This is a genomic window from Neotamlana laminarinivorans (assembly GCF_020523925.1).
In the GTDB taxonomy this organism is placed as follows: Bacteria; Bacteroidota; Bacteroidia; order Flavobacteriales; family Flavobacteriaceae; genus Neotamlana; species Neotamlana laminarinivorans.
The window spans coordinates 431,144-446,590 of sequence record NZ_JAJAPW010000001.1 but is presented as its reverse complement, the minus strand read 5'-3'; the positions used below and the strand labels follow the sequence as shown (position 1 = coordinate 446,590).

13 protein-coding genes are annotated in these 15,447 nt (G+C 31.6%); 2 read left to right on the top strand and 11 right to left on the bottom strand.

Going from position 1 to position 15,447, the window contains the following annotated elements:
- The first annotated feature begins 21 nt into the window (after window positions 1–21).
- A complete protein-coding gene (locus tag LG649_RS02050; RefSeq protein WP_226540397.1) occupies window positions 22–2,547 on the top strand; it encodes an outer membrane beta-barrel family protein in 2,526 nt (841 codons plus the stop codon).
- Window positions 2,548–2,619: 72 nt separating this feature from the next.
- On the opposite strand, the gene LG649_RS02045 is transcribed toward LG649_RS02050, so the two are convergent.
- Together LG649_RS02045 and LG649_RS02040 are read right to left on the bottom strand one after the other, a co-directional pair.
- A complete protein-coding gene (locus tag LG649_RS02045; protein ID WP_226540395.1) occupies window positions 2,620–2,793 on the bottom strand; it encodes a hypothetical protein in 174 nt (57 codons plus the stop codon).
- A gap of 95 nt (window positions 2,794–2,888) precedes the next feature.
- On the bottom strand, window positions 2,889–3,530 hold the full coding sequence (locus LG649_RS02040; protein ID WP_226540394.1) for a peroxiredoxin: 642 nt from the start codon (window positions 3,528–3,530) through the stop codon (window positions 2,889–2,891).
- Window positions 3,531–3,691: 161 nt separating this feature from the next.
- On the opposite strand from LG649_RS02040, the gene fumC reads away from it, so the two are divergent.
- On the top strand, window positions 3,692–5,089 hold the full coding sequence (fumC, locus tag LG649_RS02035; protein WP_226540393.1) for a class II fumarate hydratase: 1,398 nt from the start codon (window positions 3,692–3,694) through the stop codon (window positions 5,087–5,089).
- A gap of 73 nt (window positions 5,090–5,162) precedes the next feature.
- Here the strand turns inward: fumC and LG649_RS02030 are convergent, their stop codons facing one another.
- The 9 genes from LG649_RS02030 to LG649_RS01990 all read right to left on the bottom strand — a co-directional run bounded on the left by LG649_RS02030 (window position 5,163) and on the right by LG649_RS01990 (window position 15,191).
- Window positions 5,163–6,044: a chromosome partitioning protein ParA gene (locus tag LG649_RS02030; protein ID WP_226540392.1), complete on the bottom strand. Its 882-nt coding sequence runs from the start codon at window positions 6,042–6,044 to the stop codon at window positions 5,163–5,165.
- Between the two features lie 333 nt (window positions 6,045–6,377).
- A complete protein-coding gene (locus tag LG649_RS02025; RefSeq protein WP_226540391.1) occupies window positions 6,378–6,830 on the bottom strand; it encodes a hypothetical protein in 453 nt (150 codons plus the stop codon).
- Between the two features lie 65 nt (window positions 6,831–6,895).
- Window positions 6,896–8,590: a hypothetical protein gene (locus LG649_RS02020; RefSeq protein ID WP_226540390.1), complete on the bottom strand. Its 1,695-nt coding sequence runs from the start codon at window positions 8,588–8,590 to the stop codon at window positions 6,896–6,898.
- An 85-nt stretch (window positions 8,591–8,675) separates the two neighbouring features.
- The gene (locus tag LG649_RS02015; protein WP_226540389.1) at window positions 8,676–9,188 is read right to left on the bottom strand and encodes a hypothetical protein; all 513 of its coding nucleotides are present in this window, start codon (window positions 9,186–9,188) and stop codon (window positions 8,676–8,678) included.
- A 60-nt stretch (window positions 9,189–9,248) separates the two neighbouring features.
- The gene (locus tag LG649_RS02010; protein WP_226540387.1) at window positions 9,249–10,487 is read right to left on the bottom strand and encodes a DUF6638 family protein; all 1,239 of its coding nucleotides are present in this window, start codon (window positions 10,485–10,487) and stop codon (window positions 9,249–9,251) included.
- Window positions 10,488–10,526: 39 nt separating this feature from the next.
- Entirely contained in the window at window positions 10,527–11,375 is an 849-nt protein-coding gene (locus LG649_RS02005; protein WP_226540385.1) for an alpha/beta fold hydrolase, read from the bottom strand.
- A gap of 65 nt (window positions 11,376–11,440) precedes the next feature.
- Window positions 11,441–12,025 (bottom strand): NUDIX domain-containing protein, encoded by a 585-nt coding sequence (locus LG649_RS02000; protein ID WP_226540384.1) that lies wholly within the window; start codon window positions 12,023–12,025, stop codon window positions 11,441–11,443.
- An 82-nt stretch (window positions 12,026–12,107) separates the two neighbouring features.
- A complete protein-coding gene (locus LG649_RS01995; RefSeq protein ID WP_226540383.1) occupies window positions 12,108–14,066 on the bottom strand; it encodes an AAA family ATPase in 1,959 nt (652 codons plus the stop codon).
- A gap of 60 nt (window positions 14,067–14,126) precedes the next feature.
- On the bottom strand, window positions 14,127–15,191 hold the full coding sequence (locus LG649_RS01990; RefSeq protein ID WP_226540382.1) for a hypothetical protein: 1,065 nt from the start codon (window positions 15,189–15,191) through the stop codon (window positions 14,127–14,129).
- Window positions 15,192–15,447: the final 256 nt, after the last annotated feature.

Sequence of the window (15,447 nt, the reverse complement as noted above, 5' to 3'; positions counted from 1 at the left end):
CAAACCAACATTATTTTTTAGATGAGCAAATTTATAATTACTCTTATTATTCCTTTTTTATTTATTTCTAAAAACTACTCACAATCAAGAAATTACGAAAAAGAAGTTACCCTTAAAGGTAAAATTATTGATGCAGAAACTCAAGATCCTCTTGAATACGCGTCAATATCTATTTTTAGTAAAGCAGAAAACAAAATTATTAGCGGAGGCATTACAGATATTAACGGTAATTTTAATGTTGAAGTTAAGCCAGGTGTTTACAATATTTCTATTGAATACATTTCTTATAAAACTATTTCTTACACAGATAAAAACCTAACTAAAAGCGAAAATTTAGGAACCATTGCAATGGATCTGGATTTAGCTACATTAGATGCCGTACAAATTATAGCAGAAAAAACAACTGTTGAAATTAAACTTGATAAAAAAGTTTACAATATAGGTAAAGATTTAACCACAGCAGGCGGTACAGTTAGCGATGCCTTAAATAACGTACCATCTGTTTCTGTAGATGTTGAAGGCGCAATAAGCCTACGCGGAAATGAAAATGTAAAAATTTTAATAAATGGCAAACCATCTGCCATGGCTGGTTTTGGAGATACCAATGTGTTAAGTCAACTACCTGCCGAAGCTATAGAACGTGTAGAAGTTATAACATCACCTTCTGCAAGATATGATGCCGAAGGAACCGCAGGTATTTTAAATATAATTTTACGTCAACAAGAAACTTTAGGGTTTAATGGCTCTGTAAATTTAACACTTGGAAACCCTGATAATTTAGGCCTATCTACAAATTTAAATTATAGAACCGAAAAATTTAATTTGTTTACCAACTTAGGATACCGCTATTTTGATGCACCAAGAAATAGTTTTAGTGATACCGATTATTTTGATACCGAAGATGATGAAATAGACAGAGTTCGTGAAGATGAAGAAGTAGAACGAATTAATAAAAATTTTAATGGAAGTCTAGGAATGGAATATTTCCTTTCTGATAAAACCTCATTAACAGGAACATTTTTTTATAGAAACGGAAAAGATGAAGATACTGGAATAAATATAAGTGATAGATTTATTAACGAAAGCTTTGTTGAACAAACCGAGAGAATTGAAAAAGAAACCGAAGATGGTAATAATTTTCAATTTGCATTAAATTACATTACTAAATTCGATGATTCTGGACATGAATTAACTGCCGACATACAAATTGAAACAGGTAAAAGTGATCAACTTACTTTTTATAATGAAGATTATAATTACACTTATCAAACCGATCCAGAAGGATTTCAAATTGAAAACGTTACTCAAGAAGAAGAAGATAGCGAATCTTTATTTCAAGTAGACTATGTGTTACCCCTTGGAGATAATGGAAGATTTGAAGCCGGATATCGTGGAAATTTTGAAAACTCTGTAACCGATTATTTATTAGAACAAGAAGATTTAGATTCTGGTAGTTTATTTGTTAACGATACATTATCAAATGTTTTTGATTATACCGAAAATGTAAATGCAGTTTATACCCAATACGGAACAAAATTCAATAAATTTTCGTTTTTACTTGGCCTACGCTTAGAAAACACGCAATTAAAAGGTGATATAGATTCGAGATTAACTGCAGAAGAATTAGAAGAATCATATGGTTTTCCAATTCAAACCACTTTCGATAATAATTATTTAGGCCTATTCCCTACTTTAAACGTTATTTATAGCTTATCGAAAAATGATGAAGATGCCGAAGAAAGTATAACATTTGGTTATAACCGAAGAATTAACAGACCACGTGGTTGGTTTATAAATCCGTTTCCATCAAGATCTAGCCGAACAAACGTATTTCAAGGTAATCCAAACTTACGACCTGCTTTTGCAAGTGCATTCGATTTAGGATACTTAAAACGTTGGGAAAAATTAACCTTAACAACTTCGGTATATTACCAACACGAAACAGATTCTTTCGAGCGAATTCAAGAAAATACAGGCTTACAAACATCCGATGGTATTGATATTATTAGAACGATACCTGTTAATTTATCAACAAATAATCGTACAGGCGCAGAATTAGGTGTATTATACAATCCAGCAAAATGGATACGTTTAAACTCTAGTTTTAACTTTTATCAATTTGAAACCGATGGAGAGTTTAATGATGTAGATTATAGTGCAAAAAACACAAGCTGGTTTGCGCGTTTTAGTAGTAAAGTAACTTTACCTGCTAAAATAGACTGGCAAACTAATGCATTTTATAAAGGCCCAAGTCAAGATGCACAAAGTGATAATGAAGGTATATTTGCTCTAGATTTAGCTTTTAGTAAAGAGGTGTTAAATAATAATGCAACTATATCTTTAAACGTTAGAGATTTGTTTAATAGTAGAATACGAAAATCTACTGTATTCACAGATTCATATACAAGTTACGAAGAGATGCAATGGAGACAACGCCAAATTAACGTATCATTTCGTTACCGCTTTAATCAACTAAAAAGCCATAACGAACGTGGCGAAAATAATCGCAACAATGGTGGCGATGAAGATTTCGATTTTGAAGGATAAAATTAAAAAAGGATAGAAACAAAAAAAGGAAGCTAAATTTAGCTTCCTTTTTTTTATTTTTTTAAGTTGAAATTAACCTAAGCGTTTTGCTTTTTTCTCTTCTTTAATTTCTTTAAGTCTTTCAATTAAAGCCCCACCAATCCAGTAAGGAATTACAAAAGTTATTAAAAATATCATTAACCAAAACCCAATGGTTAAAATGGTTAAAAATGCTAAAAAGCCTAAATATTGGTCAAAATCAAACATAATTTATTTGCGTATATTAATAATATTAATGCAAAGATAGTGTAATGTTACTTTTTAAACAATACGTAAACAAAATTTATTAACATACTTTTTAACTAATTTAAGTTTGGCTGCGGTGTCATTCTTAAATAGGGTTTTACTTCTTCAACACCTTTTGTAAAAATGTTTTTAGCATCTTCTGTTGAAATTGAAGGACTAACCACTACATCTTCACCATGTTTCCAGTTTGCAGGTGTAGCCACTTTGTGATATGCTGTTAACTGCAAAGAATCAATAACACGTAAAAGTTCATCAAAATTCCTACCCGTAGATGCAGGGTAAGTAATAATAAGCTTCACTTTTTTATCATCACCAATTACAAAAACCGATCTTACGGTTAATTTACTGTCTTCATTCGGGTGAATCATATCGTATAATTCTGAAACTTTTTTATCTTCATCTGCTATAATAGGAAAATTTACAGTTGTATTTTGGGTTTCATTTATATCTTTTACCCATCCTGCGTGCGACTCTAATCCATCAACACTTAACGCAACAACTTTAACATTACGTTTATCAAACTCGTCTTTATATTTCGCAACAGTTCCTAATTCTGTTGTACATACTGGTGTATAATCAGATGGATGCGAGAATAAAATCCCCCAACTAGTTCCTAACCATTCATGAAAATTTATATTTCCTTCTGTAGAATTTGCACTAAAATCTGGAGCTACATCTCCTAATCTTATTGTTGCCATTTTATTTTATTTTTTATGATTTTTATCTCCTACTAAATTAGTAGAATTAAAGTGATATCTAAAATTCTAACTGTTATATCTCTGTTAAAAAAATCATGAAAAAAATAGATAAAAAAAAGAGTAAGCTGTAACTTTGTAATTACAATTAAAAAGCATTAAATATGAGTTTTAGAATAGAAAAAGATACTATGGGCGAGGTTAAAGTACCTGCCGATAAACTTTGGGGTGCACAAACAGAACGCTCAAGAAACAATTTTAAAATAGGAGTTCCTGCTTCTATGCCACTAGAAATCGTTTATGGTTTTGCATACTTAAAAAAAGCGGCTGCTTATACTAACTGCGAATTAGGTGTTTTGCCTGTTGAAAAGCGAGATTTAATAGCAAATGTTTGCGACGAAATTTTAGAAGGTAAACATGACGATCAGTTCCCTTTAGTGATATGGCAAACAGGTTCTGGTACGCAAAGTAACATGAATGTTAATGAAGTTATTGCTAACAGAGCACACCAATTGGCTGGTAAAGTTATTGGTGAAGGAGACAAAACCATACAACCTAATGATGATGTAAATAAATCACAATCATCAAACGACACCTTCCCTACTGGAATGCACATTGCTGCTTATAAAAAAATAGTTGAAGTAACTATTCCTGGGGTTAAACAGCTACGCGATACACTTCAAAAAAAGTCTGAAGCTTTTAAAAATGTAGTTAAAATTGGACGCACACATTTAATGGATGCAACGCCGTTAACACTTGGACAAGAACTTTCTGGCTACGTAGCTCAATTAAACCATGGGTTAAAAGCTTTAGAAAACACCTTACCTCATTTAAGTGAATTAGCTTTAGGAGGAACAGCTGTAGGTACTGGTTTAAATACACCTAAAGGTTATAGCAAACGTGTAGCAGAATATATAGCAGAATTTACAAAACTACCTTTTATTACAGCACCTAATAAATTTGAAGCTTTAGCGGCTCATGATGCTATTGTAGAATCTCATGGAGCATTAAAACAACTTGCTGTTTCTTTAAATAAAATTGCAAACGATATTAGATTAATGGCTTCTGGACCAAGAAGTGGTATTGGTGAAATAACTATTCCTGCAAACGAGCCTGGAAGTTCTATAATGCCAGGAAAAGTAAACCCTACACAATGTGAAGCGCTTACTATGGTTTGTGCTCAAGTTATTGGTAACGATGTTGCTATTTCTGTTGGAGGGTTACAAGGGCATTATGAACTTAATGTTTTTAAACCTGTAATGGCCGCAAACATTTTACAATCGGCTCAATTAATTGGAGATGCTTGTAAAAGTTTTGAAGTTAATTGTGCTTCTGGCATTGAACCTAATCAAGAAGTTATTACAAAGTTACTTAATAACTCATTAATGCTAGTTACAGCCTTGAATACCAAAATTGGATATTATAAAGCTGCCGAAATAGCAAATACAGCTCATAAAAACGGTACTACATTAAAAGAAGAAGCTATTAATTTAGGCTATGTTACTGCTGAAGATTATGACGAATGGGTAAAACCAGAAGACATGGTTGGTAGTTTAAAATAATTTAAGTTTTATACAAATAAAAAAAGAGCAGGTTTATCCTGCTCTTTTTTTATTCTTAACCTAATAATATATTTTATTTCAAGCTAAATTCTGAAGTAGAAACTAAATCTTTATCATTAAATACATTAACTGTGTAGTTTCCTTTTTCAAAATCTGCGTCATCAGTAGGATTTACAAACTCACATATATTTAAGTTAGCATTCTCATAATTAAACTTACTAATTAAACTATAGCTAATTGTTTTCTCATCAAAAGTAACTTGTTCGTTTAATCCAATAGTATTTCCTTTTGGATCTATAACTTGAACATATAATTCTTGATCTCCAGCTTGAATTAATTTATTTTTTGCAACTATAAAACAAACTCTAATTTTATCACTTCTTTTAGCACGTTCTGTTGGTATAACCTTACCAGAAGTTCTAACAATTACACCAGAAGCTTTTAAATCTACAGCGCTTAAAACTGAAGCATTAGACACAACCTCTGCTAATGCATTGTTTTGAACCAATAGCGAATCTGTAAATATAGCGCGTTCTTCTAGGCGAATACGTGTACTATCTAAAGATGTTGCTAGATATGTGTTTTCAATGCGTAAAGAATCATTTTGGGCTAATAGTAAATCCATTTCTTTTTGAAGAGATGCGTATTTTTGTTTATATCTCCATAAGCTTTTTACGTTTGTTTCAGAAATTTTGAGAGAATCTATTAAACCTTGAATTCTAGATCTGGCCTCAATTAAATTATTATTAGTAATTTCATTTTCACCTATAGCTTCATCATATTGCATAGCCATAGCATTTAAATCTTTCATAACTAGCTCCTTTTGTTCTGCTAATTCTTTTTGTTCTTCACGGGCTTTCGTATACAAGTTCATTGCATAAAAACCTGTTGCTAAAAATAACACTACTGCTACACCAAGTGCTATTTTAAGTCCTTTGTTACTTTTGTTTTCCATAATTAATGTTATTAATCTTATTTATTAATTTTAATGTAAATATGTAGTTAAACACGCAAAAATATAAGAACTTATATTATATTTTCTGTAAAAGAATAAAATTTATACTAAATTATTACGTTTTGCTTATTTTAAAAAATAAACAATAAATACATTTTTTCATTTGAAAATATATACGTTTTTAATAAAAACTTAGATTTCAAGTAATAATAACTCATAATAAAACAAAACAAATAAAACATTTAACTCTTTTAAATACAATGAATTATACGGAATTAAAATTTTGTTAAAAAGCGTTATTTAAATTTTAATAGTTTTTTTTGATTAATTGAGCTAATAATTTTCATTTTCACAAAGCATATAAAAAGTTTCGTTTTTAAGATTTTGGACTGTTAAATGATTTGGAAATATTTCTTCTGCAAGTTTAAAATCGTAATAAGCCTCTTGCAATTTATTATTACTAAGGTTTTCTTTACCAGATTTAATTAAAAAATTAAATGCCTTGGTATTATTATTTTCTTTTTGTTTCATTTTATATTCTTCAAACTTTTTTGAATAATCAATAAAGTTTGAAATAGAAGTAGTAGTAAAAAATAAACCAACAAAAACTATTAAGTATAAGATTATTTTATTTTGACTAGATTCATCAACTTTTCTCTTTGGTAAAAATTCCTTAAAATTATTGTTTATGTTTACCAAACCATGAAATCTGCGTTTTTCAAATAATTTTTTTCTAGGATTTCTATTGTAAATCCATTTTTGCATTCCAAATCCCATATATCCCATAACAAAATAGTATTTATTAATAGGTATATATTTTAAGCTATTTGTTACTCATTTTAAAGGTTAAGTTATTGTCCAGCAGATTTTAATGAATCTATTTGTTTTTGAAGTTTTTCAAGCAATTCTGTTTTTTCATCTTTTATTGGAATCATTTCACTAACAGAATCATTGATAGCTTCAATATCTAAATCATTAAATTTTTCTTGATAATAATAGCCAATACCTTCACTTGCTCTCCAAGCTTCGTTAAGTTGCTCGTAAACTGTTTTATCCCATTGGCTTGGATGCTTAACATCTATCCAGATAACATCTCGGTACTCACTATCAACCAAAACTAAGTCTGGTGTTGCAGAACCATCAAATTGTTGTGAATTAGAATCGCTAATTGAGGACACTGTACCCATAAAAAACATTCGTTTTTTTCCTGCTATATTTTTTATATAAGGACGAAACTCAACAGGCGTGTTTGCCGACCAATCGTATTCTTTACGAGACTCTTTTACTTTTAATGGCATTGCAGAAACACCTGCGTAACCTTGTTTTTTGGCCGCATGATTGTAATAATACAACTTATCCGTGCCATCGGCAGGTACAAACACACTAAAGCTTAAACTAGTGCGCTCCTCGCCTACGGGCTCTAATCCAAACCAATGATATAAACCACTGTAAGCACCTGTTTCTGTGTCCGAAAAGTCAAAATCAGTAACATAAGGTTGTTGGTTTTGGTCTTTTGGCATTTCTGGTATTTTAACGGCTGTTTCCATATTCCATGGTAACGGATCGCTAAAACCACCTAAAAACTTTAAAGATTCTGCCTGTAATTGTGAAACCGATTCGGCTAAAGTATTTTGACGTGTTAAATACTCATGATTTTTCATTTCTTCAGGACTCACGTAGGTTCCTTTTCCAATTAAAATACGCTCAATATAATCGCTCATATCATGCTCGCCGCTATCAATAACCATAACGCCACCAAAGGTTGGGTACGGAAATAAAAAGCCTTTCCATTTAATTAAACTCACCACTTCCACCCATTTTCCAGTGTCGTTTTTCATGTAATACGTATCGCTTGGCTCCATATTAAACAACTGAAAAATATTGAAGCGTTGCACAACAGCATTGTAGGTGTTTCGGCTAAACTTTAACGATTCTCCAATTGAAAAAGTAACTGATATTCTATTTTCGTTTGAAAATCTTGGAAAAGGCGTCGTACTAGATACTGCAAAAACTTCTTCTGTGTTATCCGTCATCCCTTGCCACATGTATTTTTCGGTTGGCTGAATGGCCATAGTCCATTTATTATCGTCTCCAATTCTAACTAAATGTGGTAACGACACATCTTTGGTTTCGCCTACACTTTCGTTAGCCATAGAAAACACATTTCGTAATGGCTGAATACGCTCGTTTTGGGTTAATGGCAATTCGTGAATTTCAACTTTATTTAAATTATTAAATACATAATAAGTTTTCATGTAATCGTACATTTTAAAATGCCAACCAACTACATAAAGCGCTCCAAAAAATACAAGCATTAATGCTAAAATACCTAAGCGACCCGCTGTGCTAGAACTGTTTCTAAACTTACGCAAACCTAGAATTAACACAATTAAACTTAGTAGAATTACAAAAATATATTTGCGTACAAACAATAATGCCGGTTGATAATCGTCTCGTAAAACGAATAAAACAATAAGTAGAATTAGTAAACCTAAAATTGTAAATACTTTTTGCTTAGTTCCTTTTTTCCAGTAATTTTTTATCATTTTTTTATTGTTCCTGAACAGGCAGGAATTATTTTAAATTAATTTTCGTTTTCAAGACACTTCGACTTCGCTCAGTGTGACAAAATTAAAGAAGTCCTTTATCTTTTAAACGTTCACGAGCACTTTTTTCATTTGGCTTCTCTTCTTCCTTCATGACTTTAACCTCTTCGTTTTCTCCTGTTTTTAAATCTTCTATAAAATCCCTTCCTTTTTCAATGGTGTCTTGCACTATATCTTCTAAAGAATCTGTTTGCTCTTCAATAACTTCCGACGATTTAAAGATAAAATGTGCCAAATAAGTTCCAGCTAAAGTACCAACCAACATGGATGCAAATATTGAAATTGTGGCTAAGTCAATTGGAATTAAAAAACGCACTACTACAATTCCTATTAAAAACAAAAAACCTAAAAACAATAAGCGTATTAAAAATTTTTGCTGATAAATAAAACCTGTTTTATCAGTTGTTTTCATTTGTAATTCTTTAGAATACATGATTTTATTAAAAAACCTGTAAACTTTATTACTGTGCGATTCTCTCCAGTAAATAAATGCACCAAACAAAATGGAGGCGATGAAAATTATTAATTCTAGTGTCATGGGTTTATATAGTTTTAAGCCTAAAGCTTGTTACAGAACCTTTATTTTATTTGTCTTAAATTATTCAATATTGTTACTAATTGTTTCAATTACCCAGTCTTTAAAGGAATCGTCCCAAGTTTCGAAAGCTTTATAAAATGCAGGTTTATCGTACCAATACCAAAATAAAACATCTTTTGGTGTCACATTTACCAATAATTGCCAAATTAAATCTTGGTGAGACGCTTGCAGCGACGAATGTGGTTTGTGCAAAGCTTCAAAAAGTGCATCATCCACAATATCGGCGCGTTTAAATTGATTGCTTACTTCTAGCTTTTCTAGATAACGCTCTACACTCATTAATCGCTTTCTATCGTCAATTGTAAGTTTATTTAAATAGCTTTTAGTTAAAATTGAATTGGTTAAAATATCATATAAAGGATGCTGAGTTTCCTTTAAAACTTGTGCCATTTTAAACAATTTTATACGCTCGTAACGTTTGGTTTTTACAACTTCTTCTAAATTACATTCAATAATCATGTGATCGCGTAATTTATCCATTAATTCTGGTTGTTTAATATGATAAATTAACACATCGTAATTGGTATCTTTTATGGCTTCTTTATGCCACTTTTCATCTTCAAAAATAACGATTGGTGAAATAAAATCACGTAAAACGTAAACGCCGCCAAATGCCCTTGTGTAAAAGGAATTGGTTTGATGTTCTAAAACATGTAAGTTTAAATTCCTATTGCGCAAATCGCCATACGCTTTCGCGGAAGCTAATAATTTCTTATGAATACTTTCGTCTATAAAATTATTGTCTCTTTTAAAAACTTCGACAAGCTCTAATTGCTCTTTTTGAATTTTGTTTAAGTCGTCAACAAAATGAAAATGAACCTTAATTTTATCGTATTTTAAAACATCTAAAGGCTCGTAAAAAGCATCAATACCTTGATCGAAATCGAGACACAAAGCCGAATCTCGTGTGATGTCTTTAATTTTATCGCCGTGAACTCTAAAAACATATTTCATAACCTCTTTATCGAAGGTATGAAACGGTAAATACACAGGTTTTCCTTTTTGCTGTGGCGAAATTAAAATACCATGCGGGTTTGCTTCGCCGTTATTTAAATAATTTAAATCGTTTTTTTCTTCAGCAATTTCCGGACTCCAACCTATGCCATCTATACTAAATGTTTTTAGCTTAGTTTCTGTAAACCCTAGTTTTACCAAGCCCTTATTGTAACGATCTACAAGCTTGCCGCTTACCGGAATAAGCTCACTTCTGTATAAATTGGCTTGTTTTAGTTTATTCATTTTTAAATAAATACGTTGAAATATATTCTATTCTTTTTTTTAAAGTCTTATTTCATCACCTTTAAATGGTTTGTGAAAAAAGGTTTCTATAATTTGATTAAATAATTCGGCCCCATTTTTAGATACAAAATGATTTACCCCAGGAAGAAAACATAAATTAGCTTTTTCAATATTCTGGTAAATTTTGAAAGTATGTTCTTCTCGAATCATATCTCTGTCGGTAGACATCACTAAAACAGGACATTTAATTTTATGCAAATCCTCTAAGGTAATATTAGGTTGAAATTCCATCATGCGAACCCTTTGTTGTGTTACCTTCCAATTTTGAGTGGTGTCTTTCTTTGCCAGCATTTCATCTGCATGCTTTCGTCGTTCCTTAATTTGCTTGTATACCACAGGATAAAGTGCCGTAGTATCGGGTGTAAGGTTCGCTGAAAATGCTACTATTTTTTTTACTTTTTCAGGATAGTGAATTGCCAATAACAAGGCTAAAATTGCCCCATCGCTTCTACCTAAAACATACGTTGAGTCTAAATTCTCATGATCTAAAATAGCTACAATATCTTTGGCTATTTGCTTATAAGTTAAACTTTCGTCTCCAAGTTCACTTTTTCCTCGTCCTCTGCAATCCATGACAATGACTTTATACTTTTTAGAAAAGTACTCGATCTGTGGTTTCATATACGCAATATCTCCACCGTTACCATGAATTAACACAAGTGGTTCGCCTTCACCATATATTTCATAATATTGCTTATCTCCGTTAACTGTAATAAAGTTACCTACTTCATCATTATTTCCATATGAATTCGATTGCCCACTAGAGATGTTTAGCATGCCTAAAAATAAAATTATGGTTATGTAAGTTTTTTGGAAATTATATGTCATTGATTTTAGATATTGTAATATTTAAATAGAAACTAGAATTCTGTTTATTTTGTAAGAGCAATACTCTAACTTAACAACCTATTTATTTGCGCATACTGCAATAACATAATTGTTTTTGCATCAATAATTTCAAAATTCTGCATCATCTCAATAGCTTTTGCAAAAGGAAGTTCTAGAACTTCAATTTCTTCATTTTCAATTTCTAGTCCGCCACCATCATTTATTTTCATACTATCATCATATTCAGCGATAAAAAGAAACATTTTTTCGGTTACGGCACCAGGTGAAGTGTAACACTCCAAAACCTTTTTAGCACTATTAATTTTATAACCAACTTCTTCTTCTACTTCGCGAATAATGCATACTTCTGGTTCTTCATTTTTATCTAAAGCTCCAGCGCAAACTTCAATAGACATACCGTCTGCCGGTGTATTTACATAAGCAGGCATACGGAATTGTTTAGTTAAAATTACCGTTTTTTTTGCTTTATTGTACAACAAAATACACGTGCCGTTACCACGATCGTAACTTTCGCGCGATAATGTGCGCCAATCGCCATTTTCAAATTTATAATCGTAATCTACACGATACAAAGTTGCCCATTCGTTGGCTAATATGTTCTTTTTTATGTTTCTTAATTTATCTTCCATCTTCAATTAAAATTTCATTAACGATTACAAGAAATTTCTAAATTATATTTTTTATAAAACTACACTTATCTTGTGTTTTAAACTATAACCCTTCGAAGGTTTTTCGTGCTGCCGTTTCAATATTTAATTGATTTACTCTTGCATCTACTTTTCGTTTAAAATCGGTATCGGCAATTGTTGCTACATTATCTAAATATCTTACCACTTCTTGACGTCGAATTTCAGAAAAATCTAAACCTTTCATATTGCCACGCATTAATTCTTGTAACATATTAAATTTGGTATCGTAATCCTTTTTAAAATAGATTTCGGGGTTGCTAAACCAATCTTCTTCCAAATCGAAATCGGTTAAACGCAACGAAATGGCACTTTGTATATTTCTAACATCACGAGAAGAGAAAAAAGGAAATGCATCTTGCATGGCTTTGTATAAATTAGCAAAAAACAAATGCTGATCGCTTTTAAAGTGCTTTTCAACTTCATCATAAATAGCATGAACACGAGCTTCGGTTGGTTTTTCAACCTGATTTAATATTTCTCCCATATTTTTTGCCAAACCTTGATTTTGAAGATAACTATAATTTTCAGGTCCTTGCATGTTTACAAAATCTGGCATGGTGTCTTCAAATTTTCGCCACCATAAATGGTCTTGATCTAGAAAATCATGTTCTGTTCTGGCGCCATCAATTTTGAAACGCCCTTGCACACGCGATATCACTGCTTTATCGAGCATTTCAGGTAAATTGGTAAATAAACCAATAGAACTATTACCGTAATTTACCGCATACGCACCTTCGGTGTAGCGTAAAAACACACCAATAACTTCTTTAACACCTGCAGATACACCTTGGGCTGTTCGTTCTTGTAAATTATTTTCGGCATCATCAATAGGTGCGAAAATTAGCTTTGTAGGATCTTGCATAGGTTTCATCCACTCTACCATTTTTTCAGCAGAACCACCTTGAAACGTACTTATTAACGTATCTGGCATAGGATGAAACAAAAATGGAATATCTAAAATATCGCAATGTTCTTTTAAACGTGTTGCAATAGCTGCAATAAGCATACTTTTACCTGTTCCTGGAATACCGTACCCCATAAAAACAGGCATAAAACCACCTAATTCTTGAAACGGATTCTTTTTAGCTTCAAAATCGTAACTCAACATGCGCTCGGTTAAACGACGTGCAAAATGCTTTGCATCACGGTTACCTACAATTTGTTCAAACTTAATTTTATTAAATTCTACACTTTTAGCTGTGCCTTGAAATACGTTGTTCCAACCTGAAATGGCAAATTCAGAGTTTTCTAATTTATAGGTTCTATCTTCAATAGTTTCGGTGTATTCCAGCGTGCTTTTTCTTAATTGTATTTCATCAATTAAAGCTTCAAAATACACCACGGTGAAATCTATAACATCTTTATCTGTTTTTACAATTTCTGGATGACCTAAGTACTTGTCGAAATAAAATAAAGCACATGAAATACCTTTTATTGGTGATAATAAAGATACTTCTGGAATGCCGGCAAACTTCTGTTTCATTACGCTTAAATCGTCAGAGGCATGTGGCTTTAAATCGTTTAAAATTTTATAAGCCGTTGCAAAAAGCATGTACGCTGTAGCGGTGTGCATTTTACTTTCGTACTCGCGCTTTCCACTAGAATCTAAAGCCGATTTATTTTGATTTAAACTAGTTAATCCAGAGGAATCGTAAAAGCTATCTTTTATCCAAACACCAAGCGTTAAACCTTCTTGAACCGCGTATAGCGTCTGATTTAAAAACATAGGAATTGCTACCGAATCTGGCAATAAACGCTTTTTTAATGCTAAAATAGTTTTGGAAACCGATGTAATTTCTACATTATTTCCATTATTTGCTCTTGATAAATACAATAAAATAGATTCGTCTTTACCATCTTTATCTCTATTTTTAGCTCTTGCGCTTTGCTCCCATTGTACGCTTTTTAAATAGGATGAAGCTTCATCTCGCAATACATCGAGTTCGCTTTGTTTTATTGGGAATGTTGTGTTGTGTTCCATTTTTTTTAGTTTTCAGTAGCAGTCGCAGCAGGCAGTACTGAAAACCGCGACTGTGACTGTTTACTTTTTTAAGTCTATTTTAAGTTCCGCCAATTCAATTGGAGATTTCTCTAATTTGTTTAAAATTTCAGGAGTCTTATTATGCAATAATTGAATAATTCTATGTGGTGCAAAAACGTATTGTTTTTTAAAAACATCGCCCCATTTTTGCAAGGTTTGTTTGCTAAAAAAACCACCTTCTTTAAATTCGCTATCAGACAGTACTTCATCTATTTTTAATGAAACAGCATAAGCCTCTAAAGGAATTTCTTTTTTACCAATACTCTCTAAAATAGCATGTGTAATTAAATTTTCATCTTTTGCAAAAACATTGTGTAGCGGGCCTAAATCTATTCGTTTTATAAATTTTGGAAGTATTTTTGGCAACTTTCTATCAATGGTATGCGCCATCATATCCAAATTCATATCTCTATCGGCAACTGTTTTTAAAACATCATAAATTTCAGATTTATAATCGTTTACATCGCCACCATCATAATTAAAATACATAAAACAAATAAACGGGCGGTTATGAGATACATCATAAAAACTCCAACTGGTTAAGTATTTAGCAGGTGAATTTTCTGTGGCTTCCAAAATTTTTCCTTGTACAAAACGATTAAAAATATATTCCTTTTTAACCGAAGAATAATACACAATAGACGCTGCTTGAAACAATTTACTTTGTTTAATTGGCTGTTTTTTATGCATTAAAGTGTATAAAAATTCAGACTTTAAATCTTCAATAGGTGTTAACTTATCTAAATAGGATGCTCTTAGCTCTAAATCGTTAAATAAATATCTAAATTCCAAATAATTAGGGAATCCAGAATCGGTTAAATCCACCTTCATATTATCCTCTTCATCAAACTTATATTTAATACGCATGGCATCAATAGAATAGAGTAACAAATCTGCATATTGCTTAAATAAAAGTATTTCTTGCGCATTACAAATTGCTTGCCTTTGTACAGCCACAATAAGCTGTTTAAAAGCAAAATCGATCATGGAGTGATAAAATTCGTATTGATCTTTAGAGTCTAAAGTTGCAGAATCTAAAGATGTAACTATCTGGTTTAAAGACATTAAAAAGTGTTCTTTTTAATTTTTTATTTATGTATTTTATGGCGTTTCCTTAAAAGGGTCGGGCTTTACGCTATATCTTTTTATTTTTTCTCAAGATTATGCTACGCATCACTCGAGAATAAATAAAAAGGATGCCGCTGCAATCCCTAACGCAGTTTACGTTTACAAATCAACTTTTAAGTTGGTAATTAACAGCTTGAAACTTTAGTAAACTGAGTTTGTTGACATTTCTAATTAAAATTTGCATTAGGCTTAC

Bases quoted from the DNA above. Each gene is read 5' to 3' on its own strand.
- LG649_RS02045 (WP_226540395.1), bottom strand. From the start codon at position 2,793: ATGTTTGATTTTGACCAATATTTAGGCTTTTTAGCATTTTTAACCATT.
- LG649_RS02005 (WP_226540385.1), bottom strand. From the start codon at position 11,375: ATGACATATAATTTCCAAAAAACTTACATAACCATAATTTTATTTTTA.
- LG649_RS02015 (WP_226540389.1), bottom strand. From the start codon at position 9,188: ATGACACTAGAATTAATAATTTTCATCGCCTCCATTTTGTTTGGTGCA.
- LG649_RS01995 (WP_226540383.1), bottom strand. From the start codon at position 14,066: ATGGAACACAACACAACATTCCCAATAAAACAAAGCGAACTCGATGTA.
- LG649_RS02000 (WP_226540384.1), bottom strand. From the start codon at position 12,025: ATGGAAGATAAATTAAGAAACATAAAAAAGAACATATTAGCCAACGAA.
- LG649_RS02040 (WP_226540394.1), bottom strand. From the start codon at position 3,530: ATGGCAACAATAAGATTAGGAGATGTAGCTCCAGATTTTAGTGCAAAT.
- fumC (WP_226540393.1), top strand. From the start codon at position 3,692: ATGAGTTTTAGAATAGAAAAAGATACTATGGGCGAGGTTAAAGTACCT.
- LG649_RS01990 (WP_226540382.1), bottom strand. From the start codon at position 15,191: ATGTCTTTAAACCAGATAGTTACATCTTTAGATTCTGCAACTTTAGAC.
- LG649_RS02010 (WP_226540387.1), bottom strand. From the start codon at position 10,487: ATGAATAAACTAAAACAAGCCAATTTATACAGAAGTGAGCTTATTCCG.
- LG649_RS02050 (WP_226540397.1), top strand. From the start codon at position 22: ATGAGCAAATTTATAATTACTCTTATTATTCCTTTTTTATTTATTTCT.
- LG649_RS02020 (WP_226540390.1), bottom strand. From the start codon at position 8,590: ATGATAAAAAATTACTGGAAAAAAGGAACTAAGCAAAAAGTATTTACA.
- LG649_RS02025 (WP_226540391.1), bottom strand. From the start codon at position 6,830: ATGGGATATATGGGATTTGGAATGCAAAAATGGATTTACAATAGAAAT.
- LG649_RS02030 (WP_226540392.1), bottom strand. From the start codon at position 6,044: ATGGAAAACAAAAGTAACAAAGGACTTAAAATAGCACTTGGTGTAGCA.